This window comes from Amycolatopsis sp. NPDC098790 (assembly GCF_044759945.1).
In the GTDB taxonomy this organism is placed as follows: Bacteria; Actinomycetota; Actinomycetes; order Mycobacteriales; family Pseudonocardiaceae; genus Amycolatopsis.
On sequence record NZ_JBIWAI010000012.1, the window covers coordinates 50,534 to 73,491 of the forward strand.

22 protein-coding genes and 1 other RNA gene are annotated in these 22,958 nt (G+C 72.3%); 10 read left to right on the forward strand and 13 right to left on the reverse strand.

Going from position 1 to position 22,958, the window contains the following annotated elements; all coding sequences use genetic code 11:
- Window position 1 precedes the first annotated feature (1 nt).
- The 7 genes from ACIQWX_RS49415 to ACIQWX_RS49445 all read right to left on the reverse strand — a co-directional run bounded on the left by ACIQWX_RS49415 (window position 2) and on the right by ACIQWX_RS49445 (window position 5,344).
- Window positions 2-472, reverse strand: a complete 471-nt coding sequence (locus tag ACIQWX_RS49415; RefSeq protein WP_400886991.1) for a hypothetical protein — start codon at window positions 470-472, stop codon at window positions 2-4.
- A gap of 9 nt (window positions 473-481) precedes the next feature.
- Window positions 482-748 carry a hypothetical protein gene (locus ACIQWX_RS49420; protein WP_004562703.1) on the reverse strand — a complete coding sequence of 89 codons (267 nt, stop codon included), beginning with the start codon at window positions 746-748 and terminating at the stop codon, window positions 482-484.
- Window positions 749-1,197: 449 nt separating this feature from the next.
- Window positions 1,198-2,055 (reverse strand): hypothetical protein, encoded by an 858-nt coding sequence (locus ACIQWX_RS49425; protein WP_400886993.1) that lies wholly within the window; start codon window positions 2,053-2,055, stop codon window positions 1,198-1,200.
- 85 nt (window positions 2,056-2,140) lie between these two features.
- Window positions 2,141-2,545, reverse strand: an RNA gene (gene rnpB / locus ACIQWX_RS49430) — RNase P RNA component class A.
- Between the two features lie 80 nt (window positions 2,546-2,625).
- Window positions 2,626-3,876: an NAD(P)/FAD-dependent oxidoreductase gene (locus ACIQWX_RS49435; RefSeq protein ID WP_400886996.1), complete on the reverse strand. Its 1,251-nt coding sequence runs from the start codon at window positions 3,874-3,876 to the stop codon at window positions 2,626-2,628.
- Entirely contained in the window at window positions 3,873-4,658 is a 786-nt protein-coding gene (locus ACIQWX_RS49440) for a ferredoxin (RefSeq protein ID WP_400886999.1), read from the reverse strand. Before ACIQWX_RS49440 ends, ACIQWX_RS49435 begins: the two co-directional genes overlap by 4 nt.
- Before the next feature lie 8 nt (window positions 4,659-4,666).
- The gene (locus ACIQWX_RS49445; protein ID WP_400887002.1) at window positions 4,667-5,344 is read right to left on the reverse strand and encodes a DUF4142 domain-containing protein; all 678 of its coding nucleotides are present in this window, start codon (window positions 5,342-5,344) and stop codon (window positions 4,667-4,669) included.
- 234 nt (window positions 5,345-5,578) lie between these two features.
- Between ACIQWX_RS49445 and ACIQWX_RS49450 the strand changes: the two genes are divergently transcribed.
- From ACIQWX_RS49450 to ACIQWX_RS49465, 4 genes are all read left to right on the forward strand, one after another.
- Window positions 5,579-6,157 (forward strand): sigma-70 family RNA polymerase sigma factor, encoded by a 579-nt coding sequence (locus tag ACIQWX_RS49450; RefSeq protein WP_400887003.1) that lies wholly within the window; start codon window positions 5,579-5,581, stop codon window positions 6,155-6,157.
- Window positions 6,154-6,795 (forward strand): zf-HC2 domain-containing protein, encoded by a 642-nt coding sequence (locus ACIQWX_RS49455; RefSeq protein WP_400887006.1) that lies wholly within the window; start codon window positions 6,154-6,156, stop codon window positions 6,793-6,795. Before ACIQWX_RS49450 ends, ACIQWX_RS49455 begins: the two co-directional genes overlap by 4 nt.
- Before the next feature lie 31 nt (window positions 6,796-6,826).
- On the forward strand, window positions 6,827-9,607 hold the full coding sequence (locus tag ACIQWX_RS49460; protein WP_400887009.1) for an AAA family ATPase: 2,781 nt from the start codon (window positions 6,827-6,829) through the stop codon (window positions 9,605-9,607).
- Window positions 9,608-9,796: 189 nt separating this feature from the next.
- Window positions 9,797-11,038, forward strand: coding sequence for an SLC13 family permease (locus tag ACIQWX_RS49465; RefSeq protein WP_400887011.1), 1,242 nt, complete (start codon window positions 9,797-9,799; stop codon window positions 11,036-11,038).
- Here the strand turns inward: ACIQWX_RS49465 and ACIQWX_RS49470 are convergent.
- From ACIQWX_RS49470 to ACIQWX_RS49485, 4 genes are all read right to left on the reverse strand, one after another.
- Window positions 11,022-12,764 carry a hypothetical protein gene (locus tag ACIQWX_RS49470; RefSeq protein ID WP_400887014.1) on the reverse strand — a complete coding sequence of 581 codons (1,743 nt, stop codon included), beginning with the start codon at window positions 12,762-12,764 and terminating at the stop codon, window positions 11,022-11,024. The two genes, ACIQWX_RS49465 and ACIQWX_RS49470, sit on opposite strands and share 17 nt — an antisense overlap.
- Before the next feature lie 184 nt (window positions 12,765-12,948).
- Window positions 12,949-14,130 carry a bifunctional RNase H/acid phosphatase gene (locus tag ACIQWX_RS49475; RefSeq protein ID WP_400887016.1) on the reverse strand — a complete coding sequence of 394 codons (1,182 nt, stop codon included), beginning with the start codon at window positions 14,128-14,130 and terminating at the stop codon, window positions 12,949-12,951.
- Entirely contained in the window at window positions 14,127-14,864 is a 738-nt protein-coding gene (locus tag ACIQWX_RS49480) for a zinc ribbon domain-containing protein (RefSeq protein ID WP_400887018.1), read from the reverse strand. The genes ACIQWX_RS49475 and ACIQWX_RS49480 overlap by 4 nt, the downstream gene beginning before the upstream one ends.
- Window positions 14,865-14,874: 10 nt before the next feature.
- A complete protein-coding gene (locus tag ACIQWX_RS49485) occupies window positions 14,875-15,696 on the reverse strand; it encodes a Nif3-like dinuclear metal center hexameric protein (RefSeq protein WP_400887021.1) in 822 nt (273 codons plus the stop codon).
- Window positions 15,697-15,727: 31 nt separating this feature from the next.
- Here ACIQWX_RS49485 and ACIQWX_RS49490 point away from each other — a divergent pair, with 31 nt between their 5' ends.
- From ACIQWX_RS49490 to ACIQWX_RS49505, 4 genes are all read left to right on the forward strand, one after another.
- Complete coding sequence (locus ACIQWX_RS49490; protein ID WP_400887023.1) at window positions 15,728-16,285, forward strand: chorismate mutase; 558 nt, start codon at window positions 15,728-15,730, stop codon at window positions 16,283-16,285.
- A gap of 267 nt (window positions 16,286-16,552) precedes the next feature.
- Window positions 16,553-17,011 (forward strand): low molecular weight protein-tyrosine-phosphatase, encoded by a 459-nt coding sequence (locus ACIQWX_RS49495; RefSeq protein WP_400887025.1) that lies wholly within the window; start codon window positions 16,553-16,555, stop codon window positions 17,009-17,011.
- A 60-nt stretch (window positions 17,012-17,071) separates the two neighbouring features.
- Complete coding sequence (locus ACIQWX_RS49500; RefSeq protein WP_400887027.1) at window positions 17,072-17,905, forward strand: SURF1 family protein; 834 nt, start codon at window positions 17,072-17,074, stop codon at window positions 17,903-17,905.
- A 49-nt stretch (window positions 17,906-17,954) separates the two neighbouring features.
- A complete protein-coding gene (locus tag ACIQWX_RS49505; RefSeq protein WP_400887028.1) occupies window positions 17,955-18,572 on the forward strand; it encodes an FMN-binding negative transcriptional regulator in 618 nt (205 codons plus the stop codon).
- A 730-nt stretch (window positions 18,573-19,302) separates the two neighbouring features.
- Here ACIQWX_RS49505 and ACIQWX_RS49510 read toward each other — a convergent pair.
- Both ACIQWX_RS49510 and ACIQWX_RS49515 read right to left on the reverse strand, forming a co-directional pair.
- Window positions 19,303-20,193 (reverse strand): cobalamin biosynthesis protein, encoded by an 891-nt coding sequence (locus ACIQWX_RS49510; protein WP_400887030.1) that lies wholly within the window; start codon window positions 20,191-20,193, stop codon window positions 19,303-19,305.
- 73 nt (window positions 20,194-20,266) lie between these two features.
- Window positions 20,267-20,950 (reverse strand): FadR/GntR family transcriptional regulator, encoded by a 684-nt coding sequence (locus ACIQWX_RS49515; RefSeq protein ID WP_400887033.1) that lies wholly within the window; start codon window positions 20,948-20,950, stop codon window positions 20,267-20,269.
- A 103-nt stretch (window positions 20,951-21,053) separates the two neighbouring features.
- Here ACIQWX_RS49515 and ACIQWX_RS49520 point away from each other — a divergent pair, with 103 nt between their 5' ends.
- Window positions 21,054-21,548: a gluconokinase gene (locus ACIQWX_RS49520; protein ID WP_400887035.1), complete on the forward strand. Its 495-nt coding sequence runs from the start codon at window positions 21,054-21,056 to the stop codon at window positions 21,546-21,548.
- Complete coding sequence (locus ACIQWX_RS49525) at window positions 21,545-22,912, forward strand: gluconate:H+ symporter (protein WP_400887037.1); 1,368 nt, start codon at window positions 21,545-21,547, stop codon at window positions 22,910-22,912. The genes ACIQWX_RS49520 and ACIQWX_RS49525 overlap by 4 nt, the downstream gene beginning before the upstream one ends.
- The last annotated feature ends 46 nt before the right edge of the window (window positions 22,913-22,958 follow it).

Here is a 22,958-nt window from a genome sequence, read left to right on the forward strand (position 1 = left end):
ACTACCTCCCGGCCCGAGCCGTGCTGCCACGGCTCCGGCGCGCTCGTGGTGTTCCCTGGGTGAACTGTGCGCCGTGGTGCTGGTACTGCCGCCTCCGCTTGTGCTTCGGCAGCGGGCGCTCGGCCCGTACCCGGACGCGGCTGGCGCTGACCGCGCCGCCCGTGCCCGTGGTCACCTCTCTGGGGGTGTTGAGCTCGCGCCCGGCCATCGTGACCACGGTGCCCAGCGGGCGTTCGTGGCTGATCTTGGCGGTGAGCAGCCGCGTGATCACGATGGTGGCGACGAACGCCCAAGCCGTCGAGAAGAACCCGAAGCTCCACCCCGCCCAGCGTTCGATGCCGAGGACGACGAAGAACGCCGGGATGCCGATGAGCCACGCGACGTAGCGGGCTCGCCAGGGAAAAGTCGCTTTCGGCGGGCCGAGCCACACGGCGTCGACCCGGTAGACCTCGTCATCAGTCCTGATCCGCACGCCGCCGCCTCAGCCGGTGAACAGGCCGGCGATCCACTGGCCCACGTTCACGCCCGCGCCGCTGACCGCGAGACCGATGATGGCGAGCGCGATGACCACGCCGGCGAGGCGCCGCATGACACCGGCGTTGTCGCCCTTGCCGCCGCCCAGCCACAGGAGCAGGAGGGCAACGGCCAGCAGCACCAGGGGGATGACGTTGTCGAGGAGCCACTGGCGCACGTTTCCCGTGCCCAGTTCGCCGGCGGCCAGCGTGTCGAGGGTGGTCAAGGTCATCATCGCGATACTCCCGGTGCGCGGTGGGGCCCGCGCGGCTGTGGCTCAGGCGGTGCTTCGAACATAATGGGGGCTACGAGGGGTAGTGGTCAAAGCGCGCTGCGTAGATGACGGCTGGCTTGTCAACCGGTGTGGCGGGCAGGGCACACGAAACTCCACGCCCACCATCATCGCGGCAAGGGCCCTCGGGTTAAAGACCGGGCACCCATCATTCTCAGTGTGCTGACGAACTCACCCCATTGCCCGGGATTTGCTCACTGTGGGTACTGACAACCGAGCCGTTGTGCGGCCCGGAACAGTGTGACATGACCCGAACGGACCCGTCGCGCGAGTCCGTTCAGTTACAGCCTCTCGGCCGGTCGGCGGCCATGTCGATCTTGGAGCCCCCGGTTGTCCGTCACCCGGCGCTCAAAACCTCACACGCTTTTCACTACATAGCGTGATCTTCGCAGTCAGGAGCGGCGCTGGGCGAAAACGCCCTTCGGGAACGCCCCGGCGGCGACCACGCGGCGCGTGAGGTCCCGGCCGAGCTCCTCCAGCCGGGCCAGCTTCTCCGCCCCGAGGTGGTCCCACGGCCCCCGCGCGGCGGCCTCGGTGGCCGCCTCGACGCGGTCACGGACTGCGACGCCTTCGTCGGTCAGCGCGCCTTCGCCGTCGAGGAGCCCGCGGTCGCGCAGGCCCTGCTGGGCGGCGGTCCACTGCTCGTCGCTCCAGCCGCGCGTCAGCTTGGCGGAGTCGACGGTGAACCCGGCCCCGGTGGCGACGTGGGTGACGAGCGCTTCGACGCCGCTGAGGCCGTTGAGGAGGAGGGCGGCGATGTGGCCGTCGCCGCGGTGCTCGCGCAGCAGCGTGATGGCGTGCCAGAGCGCGAGGTGCGGCGCCTCCGGCCAGTCGAGGCCGGCGTGGGCGGCGTAGAGGGGCCGTCCTTCGACGGCGCACCCGGCGGTCGCCTCGCGGGCGAGTTCGGCGGCCTCGACGACGTGGTCGCTCTTGAGCTCGCCTTCGCCGAGGAGCCGGGTCAGGGCCTGGTCGACGCCGTCGAGCCGGGCTTCGAGGATCTGTTCGGGCGACGCGAGGGTCCAGGCGCGCGGGATCACGCGCGCGACGACCTCGGGGTTGAAGTTGTAGAAGGTGGCGGCGACGACCTCGGGCCCGACGGCGCCCATGGCCGCGGACCGGCTCGCGAAGTACGGCATCCGGCCGGGCCGCAGCCCGATGCCGGTGAGGGCCTGGTCCACCTCGGGCGCGAAGTACGCCAGAGCGTGAAGGGAGTCGAACGCCGACTTGAACCGCTTCTCGTCACCCGCCATGGGCGCACCCTACTACCGGGTAACCACGCATGGACAGGCCGACGGGGACGTTCGCCGCAGCGAACGTCCCCATCAGCGCTTGGCGCGGACGAGCGGGCATGTAAGCCGGATCCTGTTCCCCGGTCGCCTCACGGCTCCCGGGGCGGCGGCCATCCATCTCGGCCTGCCGTCGCCGGCAGGCTCCAGCGGCCTACCCGCAGGCTCGGACGGGCCGTCCTCGAACGCCTGCGCAGAAGCCCGAGGGCTCCCTCTTGGCCTTGCTCCGGGTGGGGTTTACCCAGCCGTCCCGGTCACCCGGGACGCTGGTGGTCTCTTACACCACCGTTTCACCCTTACCCCGGCCCTCGTGAAGCACAGGGGCCGTGGCGGTCTGTTTTCTGTGGCACTGTCCCGCGGGTCACCCCGGGTTGCCGTTAGCAACCACCCTGCCCTGCGGAGTCCGGACTTTCCTCGGACCGGTTCCCCGGCCCGCGACCGCCCTGCCTGCTCGTCCGCGGAGGAGATCGTAGCCCAGCCGGTCCGGACGTCGCGAAAGAGCCGTTCACCGCGCCGGACGCGCTGAACGCCGGTTCAGTACCCGGCCACCGCCCGGCTGTGCGGCCTGGGCCGCTCGGATTCCGGAGGCCGCTGCGGCGGCACCACCGACGGCGCGGGGTACTGCCGGGCCAGCTCCGCCGTCCAATGCAGCACCGCCGCCGGGCTGTCCAGCCCGATCAGCCCGACCAGCCGCCCGTCCCGGACGAACCCCGTGATCGGCCGCGTCCCCGGCACCGGGGACTCCAGCAGCACCGTGTCCGACCCGAGCATCGGCCGGCCGGCGACCTGGATGCGGACGCCGTGCTGCTCCGACCAGTACCGCGGCACCGGGGTGTAGGCCGGCGCCCCGGCCGGCCCCGTCAGCAGGTTCTCCGCCGCCGCGCGGCTCATCTCCACCGCGTTGAGCCAGTGCTCGTCGCGCCGGGGCGTCGCGTCGTAACGCAGGTTCGGCCAGCGGGCGACGTCGCCCGCCGCCACGATCGTGTCCGAGCCCAGCACGTGGCACGTCGGCCCGCAGACGACGCCGTCGTCCAGCGGCAGTTTCGCCCCGCGCAGCCACGACACCGCCGGCACGCTGCCGACCGCGACCACCACGCACGCCACGTCGATCGCCCGCCCGTCGGCGAACTCCAGGCCGACCGACCTCGTTCCCGGGCGCCACCGGCGGATCGTCGTTCCCAGCTCCAGCCGGACGCCGCGGGCGGCGTGCAGCGCCGTGAGCCAGTCGCCGATGTCGGGCCCGAGGACGTCGGCCATCAGCGCCCGCGCCCGGCCGATCAAGACCACCTCGCGGTTCATCTCGCGCAGGCTCGACGCGACCTCGCAGCCGATGAACCCGTCCCCGACCACCGCCACCGGGCCACCACTGGTTGCCAGCGCGCGTTGCAGCGCCGTCGTGTCGGACAGCGTCCGGACGACGACGACCCGCGGGTGGCCGTGCGGCGCGCCGGGCATCCGGCGGGGCTCGACGCCGGTCGCGATGACCAGGCCGTCGTAGCGGACCTCTTCGTCGCGCAGGTGCACGACCTGCCGGTTCGGCGACAACGCCGTGACCGGGCTGTCGAAGTACCACTCCGCGTCGACTTCGAGGGGGTCGGCGAGCAGCGTCTGCGCGCGGCTGACCGCGCCGGTCAGCAGGCTCTTGGACAGCGCCGGGCGGTGGTAGGCGATGTCGGGCTCGGCGCCGAGGACGACGACTTCGCCGTCGAACCCGAGTTCGCGCAGCCGTTCGGCGGCGCGCAGGCCGGCGAGACCGGCTCCGGCGATGACGATGCGTTCGCTCATCGGGTCGCTCCCAACACGTGGATGGCTCTCATCGGACAGGCGCGCGCGGCCGCGCGGACGTTCGGCGTTTCCCCGGCACCCGGCCGTTTCTCGTACTCGAGCAGCCCGTCGTGGCCGAGCTGGAAGACCCCGGGCGCCTCGGACTGGCAGACGCCGTAGGAGTGGCAGCGCTCGCCGTCGACGTCGACGCGCAGCGCGGCGACCTCCGGCTCGGGCTCGACGAGGCCGGCCCGGACCAGCGCCGACGGGGGCAGCACCCGCAGCGCCGACAGCAGCACCGGCGGGACGAGCAGCGTGATCCCGGCGAGCCAGACGACCGAAAGGTGCCCGCTCGAAACCGCGCCGAGCCACGCGTGCACCGCCAGCAGCGCGATCGCGAGGTAGCCCAGCTGGTGGAAGCGCAGCCAGCGGCCGCGGCGCAGGCCCGCGGTGACCGACACGGCGACGACCAGCTCCAGACCGGCGATGCCCAAGGCGTGCCGCGGCGAGCCGTCGTAGAAGGGCAGCAGGAGGTCGGCGACGCCGAAGGGGTCGTCCTCGAGGAAGAGGAACGTCAGCCCGTGCACGGTGCCGGTGGCGAGGGTGAACGCGGCGAGCAGGCCGTGGCCGGTGCGCAGCGCGTCCCGGCCGCTGAACCGGCGGACCCAGCCGGTGGCGGCGAGCACGCCCCAGCACAGCGTCAGGCACATGCAGAGGTAGGTGAGGCGGCCGGACAGCGCGGCGGCCTCGGCGATCCCGGTGTCGTGCGGCGACACCGGGAACAGCGCGGCGGACGGGGACATGGACGGGCTTACCTCCGGGTGCGCGGCGGGGTCCTGCCGGGGGTTCCGAGCAGGCGGAGCAGGCCGAACGTGGCGACGGCGGCGACGGCCACGAAGCCGGCCCCGAGTGCGAAGTCCCCGGCGCCGAGCGTGTCGTCGGTGCCGTCTTCGGTGCCGGAGACGAGCAGGGACGTGGTTTCGGCGAGCCCGGTGCTTTCGAGGAGCGTCAGGTGGCCGAGCGAGGTGTCGACGGCGGTCTGGGCGAACGCGCGGACGTCGTCGTCGCGGGTGCCGGCGCGGACGGCGGAGGCGAGGGCGAAGAGGGTGCCGTACTCGGCGCGCAGGCGGTTGACGTAGGCGTGGTCGAACGCGTCGCCGGAGTCCGCGGCGAGCTCGCCCGCCCAGGCGCGTTCCTGCTCGGTCGGCTCGGACGGGAGGGTGATGGCGAGCCGGTCGGCGACCGCGCGCAGGGCGACGCCGAGGCGGGCCTGGTCGTCGGCGATGCGGACGGCGACCGCGCGGACGCGCCGGTTCGTCGCGCGCTCGGCGGCCTGCCTGCTCGCCGGCGTCGCCCACAGCGCGTGCTGCTTCAGGCGCGTCAGCAGGGTGCGGTCGGTCTGCTGCAGCTCTCCGGCGGAAGCGGGGAGAACGCAGCCGAGCACGAACGCGGTCGTGGCGGCGAACAAGGCCACGAATCGGAACGGCATCCGTTGTCCCTTCGCGAAGTAGTCCTCACTGGGGGTTACGGGGAAAAGGCGTTCAGCGGTTCTCGCCGTCACCTTTTAGTGACTGTGACGTGCGTCACAGGACAGAATTTGAACCAGTCCGGTTTTGGCCACGGCTAATGGGGCACGAAAACTAATGCATATGGCCTATTAAGTGTTTGTGCGCTACGCTCCGAAGGCCCCACGGTCCGCCACTCAGGTGAGGTTGCGAGCTTTATGGAAGCACCGGGCAGAGAACGTCACGGCCACGTCGGCCTCGCCTCGTCCGCGACCGCGGTGCGAACGCGCCCCGACGCGGGAGACGACCTCGTCCCGCTGCTCTACAAGGACTTCCGCGCGACCCTGTTCGCCCAGGTACTGGCCCTGACGAACCACGACCGGCAGTGGACCGAGGATGTCGTGCAGGAGACCATGATCCGCGCGTGGCAGCACTCCGGCACGCTCGAACGCGAGCCCGGAATGCTGCGCGGCTGGCTGCTCACGGTGGCGCGCCGGATCGTCATCGACGGCTGGCGAAATCGCCGGGTCCGCCCGCAGGAGGTCGCTCTGGAGATCCCCGAAAACGCCGAGCCCACCGATCGCACGGACAGTTCGTTAGCGGCACTAACGATTGGCCGGGCATTGTCGGAACTGGACGAGAAATATCAGGCCGTCATCGTCGAGACCTACCTCGCCGGAAACACGGTCCGGCAGGCGGCGACAATTCTGGGAATTCCCGAGGGAACCGTCAAATCGCGGTTGTACACGGCGATGCGGCAATTGCGGAAAGCGCTCGGGGAAGTGGCGGTCGGATGAGGGCGGAGCACCGGGCGGCGGCGGCCTACGAACTGGGTGTCCTCGACGACGCGGAAGAGTTCGAAACCCACCTGCGCGGTTGTCCCCGGTGCCGGGAACTCCTGGCGGAGTTCCACCCGGTGTCCGAGGCACTCGGGGAGGCGGTCCGGCTCGGGTACCTCCCGGGCGGCGGTTCCCCCGGCGGCGGGGCTCCGGAGTCAGGCGGCTCCTCCGGCGCCGGTTCCCCGGTCTCCGGTGGCTCCTCCAGCGCCGCCTCCCCGGGCTCGAGTCGATCCGCCGGCGCCGGCTCCCCGATGCCTGGCGGCCCCGCCGGTGCCGGTTCCCCGGTCTCCGGTGGTTCTTCCGCCGTCGACCCGGCTTCCGGCACCATCCGGCAGCCTGCCGCCGGCTACCCGGCGCCGAGCGGCGGCGCGGCCCGGCACCGGAAGCCGGGTGCGTTCTCGCGCCGGCGGGGGATGGCCGCCGGCGCGTTCCTGCTGCTCGCGCTCGGGGCGATCCCGGTGGTCGCCCGCGCTGCCCGGCCGGCCACCGCGAGAACCTGGTTCGCCTCCGCTGCGTCCATCGTCTCCCCTGCTCACGTCGTGGCCGGAACCGGCCGTGACCTGCGGGATCCCCCGTGGCGGGCCGGTTTCCAGTAGTCTGCCCCAACCCAACATGAAAGTCCTTACGGTGGATACCGAAGTAAATCCCGAGCACCCCGTCAGCGGGGCTTCGGTACCGAAGCGCCCCGCCCCGCGGCTCCCCGGCCGCGAGCCCGAGATCGGCCGCCTGACCAGCCTGTTCCCCGTCGCGCTCGACGGCACGGCCGCGAGCGCCGTGCTGGTCGGCGAGTTCGGCATGGGCAAGAGCGCCACGCTGCACACCACCGCCGCGCTGGCCGCGGACGCCGGCTTCACCGTCGCGATCGCCACCGGGTCGCGGCTGGAGAGCCACCTGCCCGGCGGGGTCGCCCGCCAGCTGGCCGACGCGCTGGACGAGCCCGGCACGCCGCGGCCGCCCGTCAAGGACCTGTGCGGGCCGGCCGGCGAGAGCGAGGCCCTCGACCTCTTCTTCCGGATCGTCCGCGAAGCGACCGAGCGGGGTCCGCTGTTCCTCGGCATCGACAACGTCCACCTCGCCGACGCCTGGTCGATGCGGTGCCTCGCCTACATCCGCCACCGCGTGCTCGACCTGCCGGTGTTGATCATACTGACGTCCTTGATCGGCCACCCGCCGCACCGCGAGGTCGCGCTGCTGGAGATGGCGGGCTGCACGCCGGCGACGATCACCCTCAACGGCCTCGGCGACGCGGGCGCGGCCGAGATCCTCGGCCTCGCCCAAGGCGAGCTCGCGACCGCGTGCCGCGAGGCGACCGGCGGCAACCCGTACCTGCTGCAGGCGCTGCGGCCGCGGCTGCTGCCGGGCGCCGATCCGCAGGAGCTCGGCTCGTCGCTGATCGGGCAGGTCCTCCACACGCGGATGGAGGAGTTCCCGCACGCGCCGGCGATCCTGCAGGCCGCCGCCATCCTCGGCGAGGACGCCGGTTTCGACCTGCTGGCGCAGCTCGCCGGCGTCGACGAGTCCGACGCGCTGCAGGCGATCGACACGATGGTCCGCCTGCACGTGCTGAACAACAGCAACTCCCCGACGCTGACCTACCCGTTCGTCCGCAACTCCGTCCTCAAGGACATGCCGAAGACCACGCGCGCGGTCAACCACGCGCGGGCGGCGAAGCTGCTGTCGGAGGCCGGCGCGCCCGCCGAGCGCGTCGCCGCGCACCTGCTCGACGCGACGTCGATCCGGATCCCGTGGGGCGTGGACGTGCTGCGGCTGAGCGCGCGCAACGCCGTGTTCTCCGGCCGGTCCGAGCTGGGCGCGCGGTACCTGCGGCGGGCGCTGGAGGAGCGGCTGACGTCGGGGCGCCGGGTGGCCGTGCTGCTGCAGCTGGCGCACGCGGAGTTCCAGGTCGACCCGCCCGCCGCGGCGCAGCGCGTCCGGGAGGCCGTCGACACGATCGGCAACCGCGACACGGCCGCGTTCATCGCGTCGGCGATGCTGCTGTCGCTCTGCGGCGGCCAGGACGCGCGGCTGGCGATCAGCGCGGCGGGCCAGATCGCGGCGCGGCTCGACGCGGGCGGGCCGGACGCCGTCTGGCCGCTGCTGTGCATGACCTACCTCGCCGAGGCCGGCAGCCGGCTCGGCCCGCCGCCGGAGTTCCGCGACTTCGAGGAGCAGTGGGCCCCGCTGACCGACCCGGCCGCGCAGCGCAGCCGCTCGGCACTGCTGGCGCTCGACGCGGTCCGCAGCGGCGAGTCCGCGCAGGACGCCGTCGGGCACTTCGCGGACGCGTTGACCGGCGACGACGGCGAGCTGTTCGAGCAGCACTACTTCTTCACGCTGGCGACGTCGGTGCTCGCGGACGAGCCCGCGCACGTCGACCGGCTGTGCCGGGTCCTCGACGTCGAGCGCGAGCCGTGGGACGTGCACATCCCGCACGGCGCGCTCCCCACCCTGGCCCGCGGGATCGCGCTGCAGGCCAGCGGCGACCTGCAGCGGGCGAGCGTCCACTTCGAGTCGCTGCTGCGGCGCTTCGACGAGCGCGGCGGGACGACGACGTGCCCGGTCGGCGTGCTGTGCGCGGCCAAGCTCGTCGAATGCTGGGTGGACCTGGGCCGGTTCGAGGCGGCGACGTCGCTGCTGGACCGGATGGACTTCGTCGCGAGCCAGGGCCTGTTCACCCACACGTACCTCCTGTACGCGCGCGGCCGCCTGCGCGTCGCGACCGGGTACACGCGGTTCGGGTTCGAGGACCTGCTCAGCTGCGGGCGCCGGCTCGCCCACCACGGCATGCGGTTCCCGGGTTTCGTGCCGTGGCGCGCGCACGCGGCGCGGGCGGCGTTGGCGCTGGGCCAGGCCGACGACGCGGCCCGGCTGGCCGAAGAGGACATGAACGCCTCGGCGCGGTGGGGCGCGGCGCGGCCGCTGGGCACGGCGTTGACGACGCTGGGGCTCGTCCGCGAGGACGACGAAGCCGAGCGCGCGCTGACGAAGGCGATCACGACGCTGCGCTCGTCGCCGGCCCGGCTGCAGCTGGCGACGGCGCTGACGGAACTGGGCACGCTGCAGGCGCGCCACGGCCAGTCCGAGAAGGCCATCGAGACGCTGCGGCCGGCCGTCGAGCTGAGCGAGCACTGCGGCGCGCGTCCGCTGGCCCGCCGCGCGGCGGAGGAACTGCGCTCGGCGCGGCGGGCGCTGACCCCGGCGAAGGACAACGAGCACGGCTTGACGCGGCAGGAGAACCGCATCGCCGTGATGGCCGCGCAAGGGCTGACGAACCGCGAGATCGCGACGGCACTGCACCTCACGCGGCGAACGGTGGAGCTGCACCTGTCCGGTGCGTACCGCAAGCTCGGCATCCCCGGCCGCGCGGAACTCGGTGGCGCGCTGGCGAAGTCACAGCGCGGCGGGTGAGTTCCCACCGCGTGGACGCGCGTTGACCGCCCCCGGCGGCGTTGCTTTGCGCGGCCAAGCGAAGTTCACCGCCGGCTCACGATCAGTCCGATGTGGACTCGGCGAGCGGAATTGTCGGTGCCTTCCGGTAGCGTGGAAAACGGGGGCGCCCCCGGCCGGCCCGCGCCGCGCGTCGATTAGCGTGGGTGCGTGAACTTCTGGGCCGGGGCGGGCAGCCTGGCGCTGCTGGTCGGCGTGCTGGTCTTCGCCATCGTGCGTCCCCGCGGCTGGCCCGAAGCCGTCGCCGCGGTGCCCGCCGCCGGCCTCGCGCTCCTGCTCGGGCTCGTCCGGCCGGAAGCCGCCGGGAGCCGGGCCGTCGAGATCCTGCCGACGCTGGGCTTTCTCGCCGCCATCCTCCTCGTGTCCTTTTTGGCCAGTGTGGACGGCGTCTTCACCTGGCTCGGCAACCGGCTGGCCGAAGCCTGCCACGGCAAGCCGCGCCGGTTGCTCGTCCTCACCTTCGCGGCGGCGGCCGGGGTCACCGCGATCCTCAGCCTGGACGCCACCGTCGTCCTGCTCACCCCGGTCGTCCTGGCGACGGCGACGAGCCTGCGCCTGCCGGCGAGACCGCACGTCTACGCCTGCGCGCACCTGGCGAACTCGGCCTCGACGCTGCTGCCGGTGTCGAACCTGACGAACCTGCTGGCGTTCGGCGCGTCCGGGCTGACCTTCGCCGGGTTCACCGCGGCGATGGCGTTGCCGTGGCTGGTCACGATCGCCATCGAGCTGGTGGTGTTCCTGCGTTTCTTCGCCGCGGACCTGCGCCCGCGCGAGACCGCCGAGCCCGAACAGCACCTGGACCCGCCGGTGTTCTCCCTGGTCATCCTCGGCCTGACACTGGTGGGGTTCGCGCTGGGCCCGCTCGGCCACGTCGAGCCGGTGTGGATCGCGGCACTCGCGGCCCTGGTCCTAGGCACCCGCGCGCTCGCGATGGGCAAGATCAAGCCGTGGCAGCTGGTGACGGAGGCCGCGCCGCAGCTGTGCCTGTTCGTGCTGGGCCTGGCGGTGGTGGTCGAGGCGGTCTCGGAGCACCTGCTCGGCGGCCTGCTGCTCGACGTCCTGCCGACGTCCACCGGCCTGGTGGACCTGCTGCTCGCGGCCGGGGTGGCGGCGCTGCTGGCCAACCTGGTCAACAACCTCCCGGCGACGCTGATCCTGCTGTCGGTCCTGGGCCCGCACCCGGCGCCGGGCATCCTGCTGGCGGTGCTGCTGGGCGTCAACATCGGCCCGAACGCGAGCTACCTGGGCTCACTGGCCACGCTGTTGTGGCGCCGCACGCTCCCCGGCCACCCGTCGGCGAAGACGTTCCACGCCCTCGGGGCGATCACCACGCCCCTGTGCCTGGCCGCGGCGACCGGGGCGTTGTGGCTCGGGCTCAGCTGGGCATCGTGATCGTCTGGCCCGGCTTCATCGTCGCGCCGCAGTCGTCCAGCGGGCCGCCGAACCGGTCCGCCGCCACCGCCGGGATCGTCTTCGCCGCGTACTCCTGCGCCGCCTTCAGCTTCGCCGGGTCCGTCACCGCGTCGCGACGCACCCAGTCGCCGTTGCGCAGCCCCTCGATCGGCGACGAGTAGATCAGCACGTAGTCGCGGTCCAACCGCGGGTCCAGCGCGATCCCGTTCCCCGCCGCCCACGGGCCCCACGAGTGGATGAACGTCGGCTTGACCGTGTCGAACACGTAGTCGCGCAGGCCAGCCAGGTCGTTGTCGTGGACCAGGTCCGCGATCGGCTTGTTGACCAGGCCCGCCATGTCCACCAGCTCGAGCCGGCTCGTCATCGACGAACCGCCGAGGTCCGGCAGCAGCAGCGACGCCTTCTGGAGGCCCAGGATGTCCGCGTACGTGTTGAACCCGCGGCCGAACCGGTCGGCCACCAGGCACGCCGTGATGTTCGGGTTCTTCGCGAACTTGTCCGCCGCGGCCGCGAACCCGACCGCCGACGGCACGAACGCCGCCACCAGCACCACCACGATCCCGGCCCGCAGCAACGCCCGCCGGTGCTTGAGCAGCTCGCCCGCCGAGAGCGTGCCCGCGATGACCGCCAGCGCCCAGATCGGGCTGGCGAACCGGTGCTGGTACATCCAGTCGGCGACCATCACGCCGTACGCGACGATCCCCAGCCCCAACGGCACCAGCAGCGCGATCAGCGAACGCCGCCACGGCGCCTTGACCAGCGCGAACACGATCACCAGCGCCAGCAGGACCACGCCGGCCCAGCCCGCGTAGCCCGCCAGCTCGAAGGGCCGCTTCACCGCGTCGAACCCGGGCAGGCCCTGCTGCTTGGCCACCGACGGGTTGGCCAGCAGCCGCCCGAACTCCGCGTGCCGCCAGACGACGTACGCGCCGAACGGCACCGCGAACGCCGCCACCGACAGCAGCGCCAGGCGGAAGCTCTTCCAGAACAGGCCGCCGCGCAGCAGGAAGAGCGCCGCCAGCGGGTACGCGCCCGCGTAGATCAGGCCTTCCGGGCGGGTCAGCGCCGCGAACGCGACCATCACGCCCGCCCACAGCGCGACCTTCGGGGTCAGCAGCCGGTCGTTGCGCACCGCCACGAACAGCGTCACCGCGAGCGTGACAACGGCGAACGCGAACAGCGAGTTCTCCAGGCCGGACACGACCCAGATGACGAACGACGGGATCGTCGCCAGCGTCAGGCCGGCGATCAGCGTGGCCAGCCACGCGAAGCGCGTGAAGATCTGCTTCGCCGCGATGTAGCACGCGGTCAGGATGCCGCCGGTGAACAGCAGGCCCAGCGCCTTCGGGAACAGCACGTAGTCGGGGATGCCGAAGATCGCGCCGTGGTCGAAGAGGCCGACGAGCTTGCCGAGGCCGAGCAGCACCATCCACGTCGGGTCGGAGAAGCCCTCGACCGGCGGGGCGCCCGGCTGCAGCACCGGGCCGAGGCCGTCGGCGAAGCTGCGGGCGTAGGAGAACGTGATGGCGGCGTCGTCGACGATCCAGTGGCCGTAGCGGGTGGCGTGGGCGGCGACCGCCGCGACGCCGGCGAGCACGGCCAGCACCGGCGCGAGCCGCGCACCCCAACCCCGCTTCGTGGTCGCGGGCGCGGGGTCCTCGGGGACGTCGCTCGGGGAGGTCTCGGTGAGTGCGCTAGCCGTCATGTCCTCGTCACTGTTCCGCCCGCAGGCTTCTGCCGGTGGGATACGCGCGAGCTGGCGCCCCCTGAAGTGGACCCATCAGTGGATCCGCCACCGCGGCGACGCGGTCGAGACACTGTAGCCAATACCCCATCCGGGGTCCGCCACGCGTCGGCATTGAGCGTGATCCACCCCACATTTGTGCCGATCAGGCCAGGTGCGAGGTGTCGTTGACCAGCCGGACCGAAGCGTTCCCGTCCGGGTAGAACTCGACGATCGACAGCGACGCCAGGTCGAGGTGCAGCCGGAACAGCAGCTGCGGGCCCGCGTCGAGGCCCATCCGGAGCAGCGTCTTGATCGGCGTCACGTGGCTGACCAGCAGCAACGTCTTGCCGCCGTGCTCGGCGATCAGCTCGTCGCGGGCCTTGCGGACGCGCCGGTGGACGACGTCGAAGCTCTCCCCGCCGGGCGGCGGCACCGCGGCGTCGCCGAGCCACGAGGAGTGCAGTTCCGGGTCGCGGTCGGCCGCTTCGGCGAACGTCAGGCCCTCCCAGTCGCCGAAGTCGGTCTCGATGAGGCCGGGGTGGGTCTCGACGCGGCCGCCGAGCGCGTCGGCGACGGCCTGCGCGGTCTGCTTCGTGCGCGTGAGCGGCGAGGAGATGATCGGGACTGCCTCGCCGTCGACGACCAGGCCGTCCATCGCGGCCAGCCGCTTCGCCGCCGCGGCGGCCTGCGACCGGCCCAGCTCGGTCAGCGGGACGTCGCCGCGGCCGGAGTAGCGGCGCAGCGCCGACATCTCCGTCTGGCCGTGGCGCAGCAGGAGCAGCCGGGTCGGCGTGCCCTGCGCACCGGTCCAGGCGACCGTCGCGCGGTCGGGTTTGCGGGTCGGCAGCTTCGGCTTCGGCGTTCCTTCGGGGGTCCGGGTGGCGGAGCCCCCGGCCCGGGACGAAGTCCCGGCTTGTCCCAGCGACGCGGCCGGCTTGCCGGCGGCCGCGTCCATCGCCTCGTTGGCGAGCCGGTCGGCGTGGGAGTTCTGCGCCCGCGGGATCCACTCGTACTTCACGCGCGAGAAGCCGGCGGCCAGCTCCTTGGCGCGCTCGGCGAGCGGCTGCATGTCCGGGTGCTTGATCTTCCAGCGCCCGGACATCTGCTCCACCACGAGCTTCGAGTCCATCCGGACGTCCACAGTGGACGCACCCAGCTCGGCCGCCGCGGCCAGGCCGGCGATCAGGCCGTTGTACTCGGCGACGTTGTTGGTGACGACGCCCAGGCTTTCCTTGCGCTCGGCGAGGACCTCGCCGTCGCTGTCCTTGACGACGGCGCCGTAGCCGGCCGGGCCCGGGTTGCCGCGGGAACCGCCGTCCGCCTCGATGACGACGTGCGACGTCACAGACCCGACTCCATGGTCCGGACCAGCACCGCGCCGCAGTTTTCGCACTGGATGACGTCGTCCTCCGGCGCGGCCTTGATCTCGGCGATCGTGTTGCGGTCCATCTCCAGCTGGCACGCGCCGCAGCGACGGGCGCGCAGCAGCGCGGCGCCGATGCCCTTGTGCTCGCGGACGCGCTCGTACAGCTTGAGCAGCGGCTCCGGGAAGCGCGGCAGCAGCTTCGCGCGGTCTTCGTCGCGCCGCGCGCGGGTGGTGTCCAGGTCCTTGAACGCCTCGTCGCGGCGGGCGGTCGCGGCGGCGACCTCGGCCTCGGCCTTGTCGACCTCGGCGCCGGTGCGCTGCGCGTCCAGGCCGAGGGCCTCGCGCTGCTCCATCAGCTCCAGCAGGTCGTCTTCGAGCGCGCTCTGGCGGCGCTGCAGGGTCTGCAGCTCGTGCTCGATGTCGGTCATCTGCTTGGAGTTGACCGACCCGGACGCCAGGAGCTTGCGGTCGCGGTCCTCGCGGGCGCGCACCGACTCGATCTCCTTCTCCTGCCGCGCGATCTCGCGGTCGAGGTCGGAGGCGGCGGTCTCCACGGACACGAGCGCGTCGCGGCGCTCGCGGGCCGTCTTCTCCCCCGCGTCGATCTCGGCCAGCTCGGGCAGGGTGCGGCGGCGGTGCGCGGTGCGCGAGAGCTCGGCGTCCACCTTGGCGAGCTCGAGCAACTTGCGCTGCACGGCGGGTTCGGCCTTCACGGTGCTCCTCTTAGATCGATGTGCGCTCGGCGCGGACGTTCCACGGGTCGGTGCACCGCGTGGAGACGTGAACGTCGACGTTACCCGCAAACGCTTCCGCCACGAGCGCCGAGGCTTGCCCGCACCAGGGCCATTCGGACGCCCAGTGGGTCAGCCCGACCAGCGCGGGCACGGCGCCCGGGTTCGCGAGGTGCTCGCCGGCGGGGTGATGGCGCAGGTCGGCGGTGACGAAGGCGTCGACCCCGGCCGCGGTGGCCTGCTTCAGGTAGGAGTCCCCGGCGCCGCCGGAGACGGCGACGGTGCGGATCGGGCGGTCGGCGTCGCCGGCACCGAGGACACCGGGCACGGTCGCCGGGAGGGCGTCGGCGACGCGCTGGACGAACCGCGAGAACGGCTCGGCCGCGGGCAGCTCGCCGAGGCGGCCGATGCCGGTGACGCCGTCTTCGTTGGGTTCGAGCGGGCCGGTGACGCGCAGCCCGATCGCCTCCGCGAGGGCGTCGGACACGCCGGGGTCGGCCGAGTCGGCGTTGGTGTGCGCGCAGAAGAGGGCGATGCCTCCGCGGATCATGCGGTGCACGAGCGCGCCCTTGGCGGTGTCGGCCGGGACGCCGTGCACGCCGCGCAGCAGCAGCGGGTGGTGGGCGACGATCAGCTGCGCGCCGAGCGCGGCGGCCTCGTCGACGGTTTCGGCGACCGGGTCGACGCAGAAGAGCACGCGCGTGACGGGCTCGCCGGGGTCGCCGCAGACGAGGCCGACGGCGTCCCACGACTCGGCGAGCGCGGGCGGGTACGCCTGCTCCAGGACGGTGGTGATTTCGGAAAGCGCGGGCACCGGGGGATCTTCGCATGTACGGTCCCGGGCCATGCGAGTACTGGCTGTGCTCATCGCGGTGGTGTCGGGCCTGGTCCTGGCTTCGGTTCCGGCTTCGGCTTCGGCGCCTGGTCTCTGGCGGCTCACCGACCTCGCCGCGCAGCGCGTGGCGATCGCCGACCAGGTGGCGGCGGCGAAGTACGGCACGCCGTCCCCGATCGACGACCCGGTGCGCGAGCAGCAGATCTACGACTCGGTGTCGGCGCAGGCGCCGGCGCTGGGCCTGGACCCGGCGGACGCGGTGCGGTTCTTCCGCGCCCAGATCGAGGCGAACAAGCTGGTGCAGCGCGGGTGGTACGCGCGCTGGGACGCGCACCCGTCGGAGGTGCCGTCGACCCGGCCCGACCTGGGCGAGATCCGCCCGGTGATCGACCGGCTGAACTCGGGACTGCTGACGGAACTGGCGGCGACGCTGCCGGTGCGTTCCGCGCGGTCGTGCCCGGCCCGGCAGCTGGTGGCGGCGGAGGTGGCGGACGTGGTCCACCGGTTCGACGCCCTGCACGCGCGGGCGCTGGGCGAAGCGACGTCGGCGACCTGCCTGCCGCGCTGATCTTCGCGCCGGAGCGGCCACCGCACCCTCGCCGAGGGGCGCCCCGGCGGCGGGTCCACCGCCGCCGCCGCGAGCGCCCGGTGGAGCGTCAGTTGCAGTTGCCGCAGCAGCCGCAGCCCTGACCGGTGCACTTCGAGCAGCATCCGTGCATGATCGCTCTCCTTCCGGTTCGCGTCCTCGCGCGATCGACGCTAAGTGGCCGCGCGGGGGCCCGGGTACCGCCGAGCGAGCGGGTGACCGGGTGAACCGGCCGGTTACGCTCGCGGAGTGACGCACCTCGTCTTCGTCTGCTCCGGCAACATCTGCCGCTCCCCCATGGCCGAGCTGGTCTTCCGCGCGAAGCTCGACGAGTCCGGGATCGGCGACGTCCGCGTGACCAGCGCGGGCATCGGCCCCTGGCACGCCGGCGAGCCCGCCGACAAGCGCGCCCGCGCCACGCTCAAAGCGCACGGCTACCCCACCGCGCACGTCGCCTCCGAGGTGTCGGACGAAGACCTCGGTGCCGACCTGCTGCTGGCCGCCGACGAGGGCCACGCCGAGTTCCTCCGGGCGCGCGTCGGCGATCCGGCGAAGGTGCGGCTGCTGCGGTCGTTCGACCCGTCGGCCCCCGAAGGCGCCGAGGTTCCGGACCCCTACTACGGCGGTGACGACGGCTTCGAGGACGTCCTCGGCATGATCGAACGCGCGGTGCCCGGTTTGCTGGATTGGGTGCGTTCGCGCGGGTAGGGGTCACAGCCGGCGGAGGTCGGCGGGCGGGCGCACCGGGGCACGGCCTACCGTGGTGGGGTGCGGTTGCGGTTCCTGCTCAAGCCCGGGTGGCTGGCTCTGACGGTGGTGGTGTTCGCCTTCGCCATCTGCTGCTTCACGCTGCTCTCGCCGTGGCAGTTCAGCCGCAACACCGAACGCGAGCAGCAGAACTCCGCGCTGGAGGCGTCGTTCACCGCCGCGCCCCTGCCGCTGGCGCGGCTGCTGCCGCCGGGCAGCGTGCCCGACCAGCGCACCGAGTGGCACCTCGTCTCGATCAGCGGCCAGTACCTGGCGGACAAGGAAGTCGTCGCGCGGCTGCGGACGGTCCAGGGCGAGGGCGCCTTCGAGGTGCTGACGCCGATGCGGACCACCGACGGGACGGTCGTCCTGATCGACCGCGGGTACGTCCGGCTCGACAGCAAGTCCGGCGTGCTGCCGTACGCGCCTCCGCCGCCGGGGACCGTTTCCGTGACGGCCCGGGTGCGCGCGGACGAGACGGACCCGAAGAACCGGGACGCGTTCGCCGACGCGTCGACCGGCGGGCAGCTGCAGAGCTACGTCGTCGACTCGCGGGTGGTCGCGCGGGCGGGGAAGCTCGACATCCGGCCGGGGTACTTCCAGCTCGACACCGGCCAGCCCGGCGTGCTGGGCGCGTTGCCGCTGCCGCAGACGGACTCCGGGCCGTTCCTGTCGTACGCGCTGCAGTGGATCGCGTTCGGCGCGATGGCGCTGCTGGGGTGGCTGTACTTCACCGTCCGTGAGCTGAAGCCGGGTGGAGCGCTGGACGCGTCCGCGGCGCCGACGCAGCGCCGGAAGTCCGTCGCGGAGATCCTGGCCGAGGACGAGCTCGCCGAAAGTGGCCATCAGAAGTAGCTGCTCATTGGCTCTTCTTCCAGGCCACTCGGGGTGGTGACATGGGGTCATGCTGATCCACCCGTGGGACGCCGCATCGGACGCGGAGTGGCGCGCCTGGCTGTCCACGCACGACTTCGGCCAGCTGATCGCCGGCGGCAAGGACCGCGACCTGCCGGTGGTGACCCCGGCGCACTTCGCATTCGACGGCGCCGACACGATCATCACGCACCTGGCGCGCCCCAACCCGATCTGGCCGCTGTTGGAGGAGCACCCCCGGGCGCTGCTGACGGTGGTCGACGACTACACGTACATTCGCGCGGACTGGAACACGGCCGGCGATCCGGCGGTCGGGGTGCCGACGTCGTACTACGCGACGGTGCAGTTGGAGGGGTCTGTCCGGTTGGTCGACGACCCGGTCGCGAAGGCGGCTCTGCTGGAGAAGCAGCTGCGCCACTTCGAGACGGACGGCGCCCGGGCTCGGGTGAGCGCTGGTCCGGAGTCGCCGGATCGGCGGTTGCTGCCGGGGATCCGCGGGATCGAGTTCACGATCACGGGGGTACGGGCGAAGTTCAAGTTCGGCGGTAACAAGACCGACGAGGACCGGTCGCGGATCGGGGCTCGGCTGGCGGAGCGGGACGGGCGCCTCGACGCGGAGGCCTTGGCCCAGCTGCGCCGCCGGGCCTGACGAGACTCACGGCAACCCGCCCTTCCCTGGGGGCTCCGGCGAAGTCGGCGGCAGCACGGCCGACGGTCCCGCCAAACGTCTTGAATGAGTCATTCAGGACTTGGGAGGTCCTGAATGACTCATTCAAGACACTCGGGCTTCGCTTCAGCGGCCCCGGAACGCCGACTTTGCCGGCCTCGCCACTCCCAGGCAGGGCTCCGGCAAAGTCGCGGGGCAGGCCGCCATCCGCCGATGACCGGCTCGCCGGATGTCGTGAATGACTCATTCAGGGCTTGGGAGGTCCTGAATGAGTCATTCAGGACGTCGGCCGAGCCGCTGCGAGAGCGAGCCTGACGAGACTCACGGCCCCCGCCCTTCGGCGGTTTCTAGCGGTCATTGCAACACTGCTGCTGGCTGTGGTTGGTGTTGAGTAACTGTGTCATGCGTTCGGCTGGGCTGTCCCAGCCAAGGGTCATTCTCGGGCGGTCGTTGAGCTCGACGGCAACCATGTCCAGGTGCTCGGCGGCCGTTGGTGTTCTCCGGCGGAAGCGCGGCTTGGGCGGCCTCGGCCCGCCAGCGTTTCCCGGTCCGGGAGCAACTCCTGAGCACTCAGGTGTTGCAACCACCCCTAGAAACCACCCTCCCTGGGGGGCGTCCCCCTTGGCCAGTCTACCGGCGCCGACCGACAAAACCGCTGGAAAGCGAGCCGAGCGCGGCAGCTGTCCACATCGGCCGCCACCTGTGGACAACGTCAGCGCGAACGGCGCCAGAACCCCGCGACCACCGCGAGCACCACCGAAGTGACTCCGGCCAGCCACCCCACTACCCGAGACAACTCCACCGCCCGCGTCACATGCCCAGCGTCGGGATTCCGCCCGACCCCCAGCACCGGCAACTCCGCCACCCCGTGCGGATAAACCGTCCGCCCGCCAACACGAACCTCCAGCGCCCCCGCGAAGGCCGCCTCGACGCGGCCCGCGTTCGGGCTCGGGTGCGCGATCGTGTCGCGGCGCCAAGCCCGCCAGGCCCCGCCCGCCGATCCGCCGACCACCGGGGCCGCCAACACCGTCAACCCCGCCGCCACGCGGGTCGGGACCAGGTGGACCAGCTCGTCGAGCCGGTCTATCGCCCAATGCCCCCGCCGGCCCACCCGGGCCCGGCGCAGCAGGCTCACCGTGCGCGCTCCGAGCAGGCCCGGGACCCCCGCCACCGCGCCCCACACCAGCGGCGCCACCACCGCGTCCGACGTGTTCTCCGCGACCGTCTCCACCGATGCCCGGGACAGCCCCACCAGATCCAGGCCGTCGGCCACGCGGGGGTCCAGTTCGGACAGTGTCGCGCGGGCCGGGTCGAAGCGGGACTCCTCCAGGTCGCGGGCCAGTTCCGTGCCCTGCAGGGCCAGGCCGGCCGCGCCGAGGACCGCCCACGTCGTCACGGCCGTCGCCGAGGCCTGGACCAGGGGACGGCCGCGGCCGGCGCGTTCGAGCAGGAGGCCGCCCGCCACCGCGAGGCCCGCGACCACCGCACCCGGACGCTGCGGGAGGCGGCGGAACGCCGTCACCGGGAGCCGGCGGCGGGGATCGCCGAGGGCGCCGTCGGCCGCCACGCCCAACACCAGTCCGATCGCGCGCGCCGCGCTCACCCGTGCCCCCCGGCAGAAGAAAACTCCAGTACCCGAGGAGGCTACTCGACCCGGCAACGCCGTCCGGAAAGCCCTACTCGACCAGCGCCGCGATCTCGTCGCGCGCCTGGACGACGATGTCCCGCATCGCCCGCTCCGCCCGGTCCGCCTCCCCGGCGGCGACCGCCGCGGCCACCTCCAGGTGCCACGCCACCGCCTCGGGCTGCGGTTCCGGCGGCATCAGCCCGTGCCCGGTCCGGCCGGTGAGCACCTCGGCGACGATCTCCGACAGCTGCGCGAACATCGGGTTCCCGGACGCGGTGAGCAGCAGGTCGTGGAACGCGATGTCGAACTCGAGGAACGTCGTGAGGTCGCGCGCCCGGGCCGTGCGCGCCAGCCGCTCCCCCAGCGCGCCGAGCCGGCCGCGCTCCTCCGGCGTCGCGCGCAGGGCCGCGTACCGCGCCGCGCACGGCTCGATCGCCGAGCGCAGTTCGTTCAGCGTCGCGAGCGCCGCCGGACGCGCCGGACCGTCGAGCTGCCACCGGATCAGCCGCGGGTCGTAGTGGTTCCACTCCGCCGGCTCCCGCACGATCACACCGACCCGGCGCTTGCTGCTGGTCAGCCGCATCGTCTCGAGCACCCGGACGACTTCACGCGCCACCGTCCGCGAAGCACCGAAGCGCTCCTGAAGCTCTTCGGAGCGCAACACGGTGCCCGGCTCCAGGGAGCCGTTCGCGATCGCCGCGCCCAGCGCGTCCAGTACCTGCTCGTGCCTCACCGGACCCAACCTAGCGATCTTACTCGATTAAGTAGTACTTCATCTTGAATAAGTAGTACTTTTGAGTTTGACTCACCTGGGCACAACGAAGTGGGAGGTGCGGATGACCGTCATCGTGGTGATGGGGGTGTCAGGCTCCGGCAAGACGACGATCGGCACGGTGCTCGCGAACGCACTGGACGTCGAGTACGCCGAAGCGGACACGTTCCATCCGCAGGCCAACATCGACAAGATGACCGCGGGCCACCCCCTGACCGACGAGGATCGCGCCCCCTGGCTCGAAGCCATCGCCGGCTGGATCCGCGACCACCAGGACTCCGGCGGCGTCGTGACGTCGTCCGCGCTCAAGCGCCGGTACCGCGACGTGCTCGGAACCGGCGGTGCCGTCTGGTTCGCCCACCTGCACGGCGACCGCGAAATCCTCGCCGAACGCATGAAGTCGCGCTCGGGCCACTTCATGCCGGTGTCCCTTTTGGACTCCCAGCTCGCCGACCTGGAACCCCTCGAAGCGGACGAGCCCGGCGCGGTCTTCGACATCCGCGAAACGCCGGCCGAGATCACCGAAGCCGCCCTCACCGCCTTCCGGGAGCACGCGTGAACACCGTCCTCGCCGCCGGCTGGACCGGCCACGACACCCGCCTGATCATCGCGACGGTCGTCGCGATCGCCGTCATCGTCGTGCTGATCACGAAGGTGAAGCTGCACCCGTTCCTGTCGCTGGTGCTCGGCTCGCTCGTGCTCGGCCTGACCGCCGGGATGCCGGTCGACAAGCTGCTGAAGAGCTTCACGAATGGCGTCGGCAGCACGGTCGCGTCCGTCGGCATCCTGATCGCCCTCGGCGCGATGCTCGGCAAGCTGCTGGCCGACTCCGGCGGCGCCGACCAGATCGTCGACACCGTCCTCGGCAAGGCGCGCGGCGCCGCGCTGCCGTGGGCGATGGCACTGGTCGCCGCGCTGATCGGGCTGCCGATGTTCTTCGAGATCGGGCTCGTCATGCTCATCCCGGTCGTGCTGCTCGCGGCCAAGCGCACCGGAAAACCGTTGATGCTGCTCGGAATTCCGGCGGTCGCCGGGCTTTCGGTGCTGCACGGCCTGGTCCCGCCGCACCCGGGTCCGCTCGCCGCGGCGGGCGCGCTGAACGCGAACGTCGGCGTCACGCTGGCGTTCGGCCTGCTCGTCGGCATCCCGACGCTGGTCATCGCGGGCCCGCTGTTCGGCAAGGTCGCGGCCCGGCTCGTCCCGGACGCGACACCGCCGGAGCGCTTGATCCCGGAGCGCGCCGACACGGACAAGCCGCGCCCGAGCTTCGCCGCGACGCTCACGACAGTGCTCCTGCCGGTCGTGCTCATGCTCGCGAAAGCGCTCTCGGACATCCTGCTGGCCAAGGACAACGGCGCTCGCAAGATCCTCGACTTCGTCGGTGACCCGCTGATCGCGCTACTGGCGGCGGTGCTCGTCGGCATGGTCCTTTTGGGCCGCCCGGCCGGTTTGGATCGGGCGCGACTGTCCACTGTGCTCGCCGACTCGCTGGGCCCGATCGCGGGCATCATCCTGATCGTCGGCGCGGGCGGCGGCTTCAAGCAGACGCTGGTGGACGCGGGCGTCGGCGACGTCATCACGGGCCTGGCCAAGGACGCGAACCTGTCGCCGCTCCTGCTCGGCTGGCTGGTCGCGGTGGCGATCCGCCTGGCGACGGGCTCGGCCACGGTCGCGACGGTCTCGGCGGCGGGCATCGTCGCCCCGCTGGCGGCGACGATGGACCCGTCGCACAGCGCACTGCTGGTGCTCGCGATCGGCGCCGGGTCGCTGTTCTTCTCGCACGTCAACGACGCCGGGTTCTGGCTGGTCAAGGAGTACTTCGGGCTGTCGGTCGGGCAGACGCTGAAGAGCTGGTCGGTGATGGAGACGCTGATTTCGGTGGTGGCGATCGCGCTGATCCTTCCCCTCTCCCTGATCGTCTAGCTGCGGACGAAGGCCGCCACCCACCGCGGGTGGCGGCCTTTTTCAC

Bases quoted from the DNA above. Each gene is read 5' to 3' on its own strand.
- ACIQWX_RS49490 (WP_400887023.1), top strand. From the start codon at position 15,728: ATGCGAGTACTGGCTGTGCTCATCGCGGTGGTGTCGGGCCTGGTCCTG.
- ACIQWX_RS49470 (WP_400887014.1), bottom strand. From the start codon at position 12,764: ATGACGGCTAGCGCACTCACCGAGACCTCCCCGAGCGACGTCCCCGAG.
- ACIQWX_RS49450 (WP_400887003.1), top strand. From the start codon at position 5,579: ATGGAAGCACCGGGCAGAGAACGTCACGGCCACGTCGGCCTCGCCTCG.
- ACIQWX_RS49435 (WP_400886996.1), bottom strand. From the start codon at position 3,876: ATGAGCGAACGCATCGTCATCGCCGGAGCCGGTCTCGCCGGCCTGCGC.
- ACIQWX_RS49440 (WP_400886999.1), bottom strand. From the start codon at position 4,658: ATGTCCCCGTCCGCCGCGCTGTTCCCGGTGTCGCCGCACGACACCGGG.
- ACIQWX_RS49420 (WP_004562703.1), bottom strand. From the start codon at position 748: ATGATGACCTTGACCACCCTCGACACGCTGGCCGCCGGCGAACTGGGC.
- ACIQWX_RS49455 (WP_400887006.1), top strand. From the start codon at position 6,154: ATGAGGGCGGAGCACCGGGCGGCGGCGGCCTACGAACTGGGTGTCCTC.
- ACIQWX_RS49505 (WP_400887028.1), top strand. From the start codon at position 17,955: ATGCTGATCCACCCGTGGGACGCCGCATCGGACGCGGAGTGGCGCGCC.
- ACIQWX_RS49520 (WP_400887035.1), top strand. From the start codon at position 21,054: ATGACCGTCATCGTGGTGATGGGGGTGTCAGGCTCCGGCAAGACGACG.
- ACIQWX_RS49425 (WP_400886993.1), bottom strand. From the start codon at position 2,055: ATGGCGGGTGACGAGAAGCGGTTCAAGTCGGCGTTCGACTCCCTTCAC.
- ACIQWX_RS49445 (WP_400887002.1), bottom strand. From the start codon at position 5,344: ATGCCGTTCCGATTCGTGGCCTTGTTCGCCGCCACGACCGCGTTCGTG.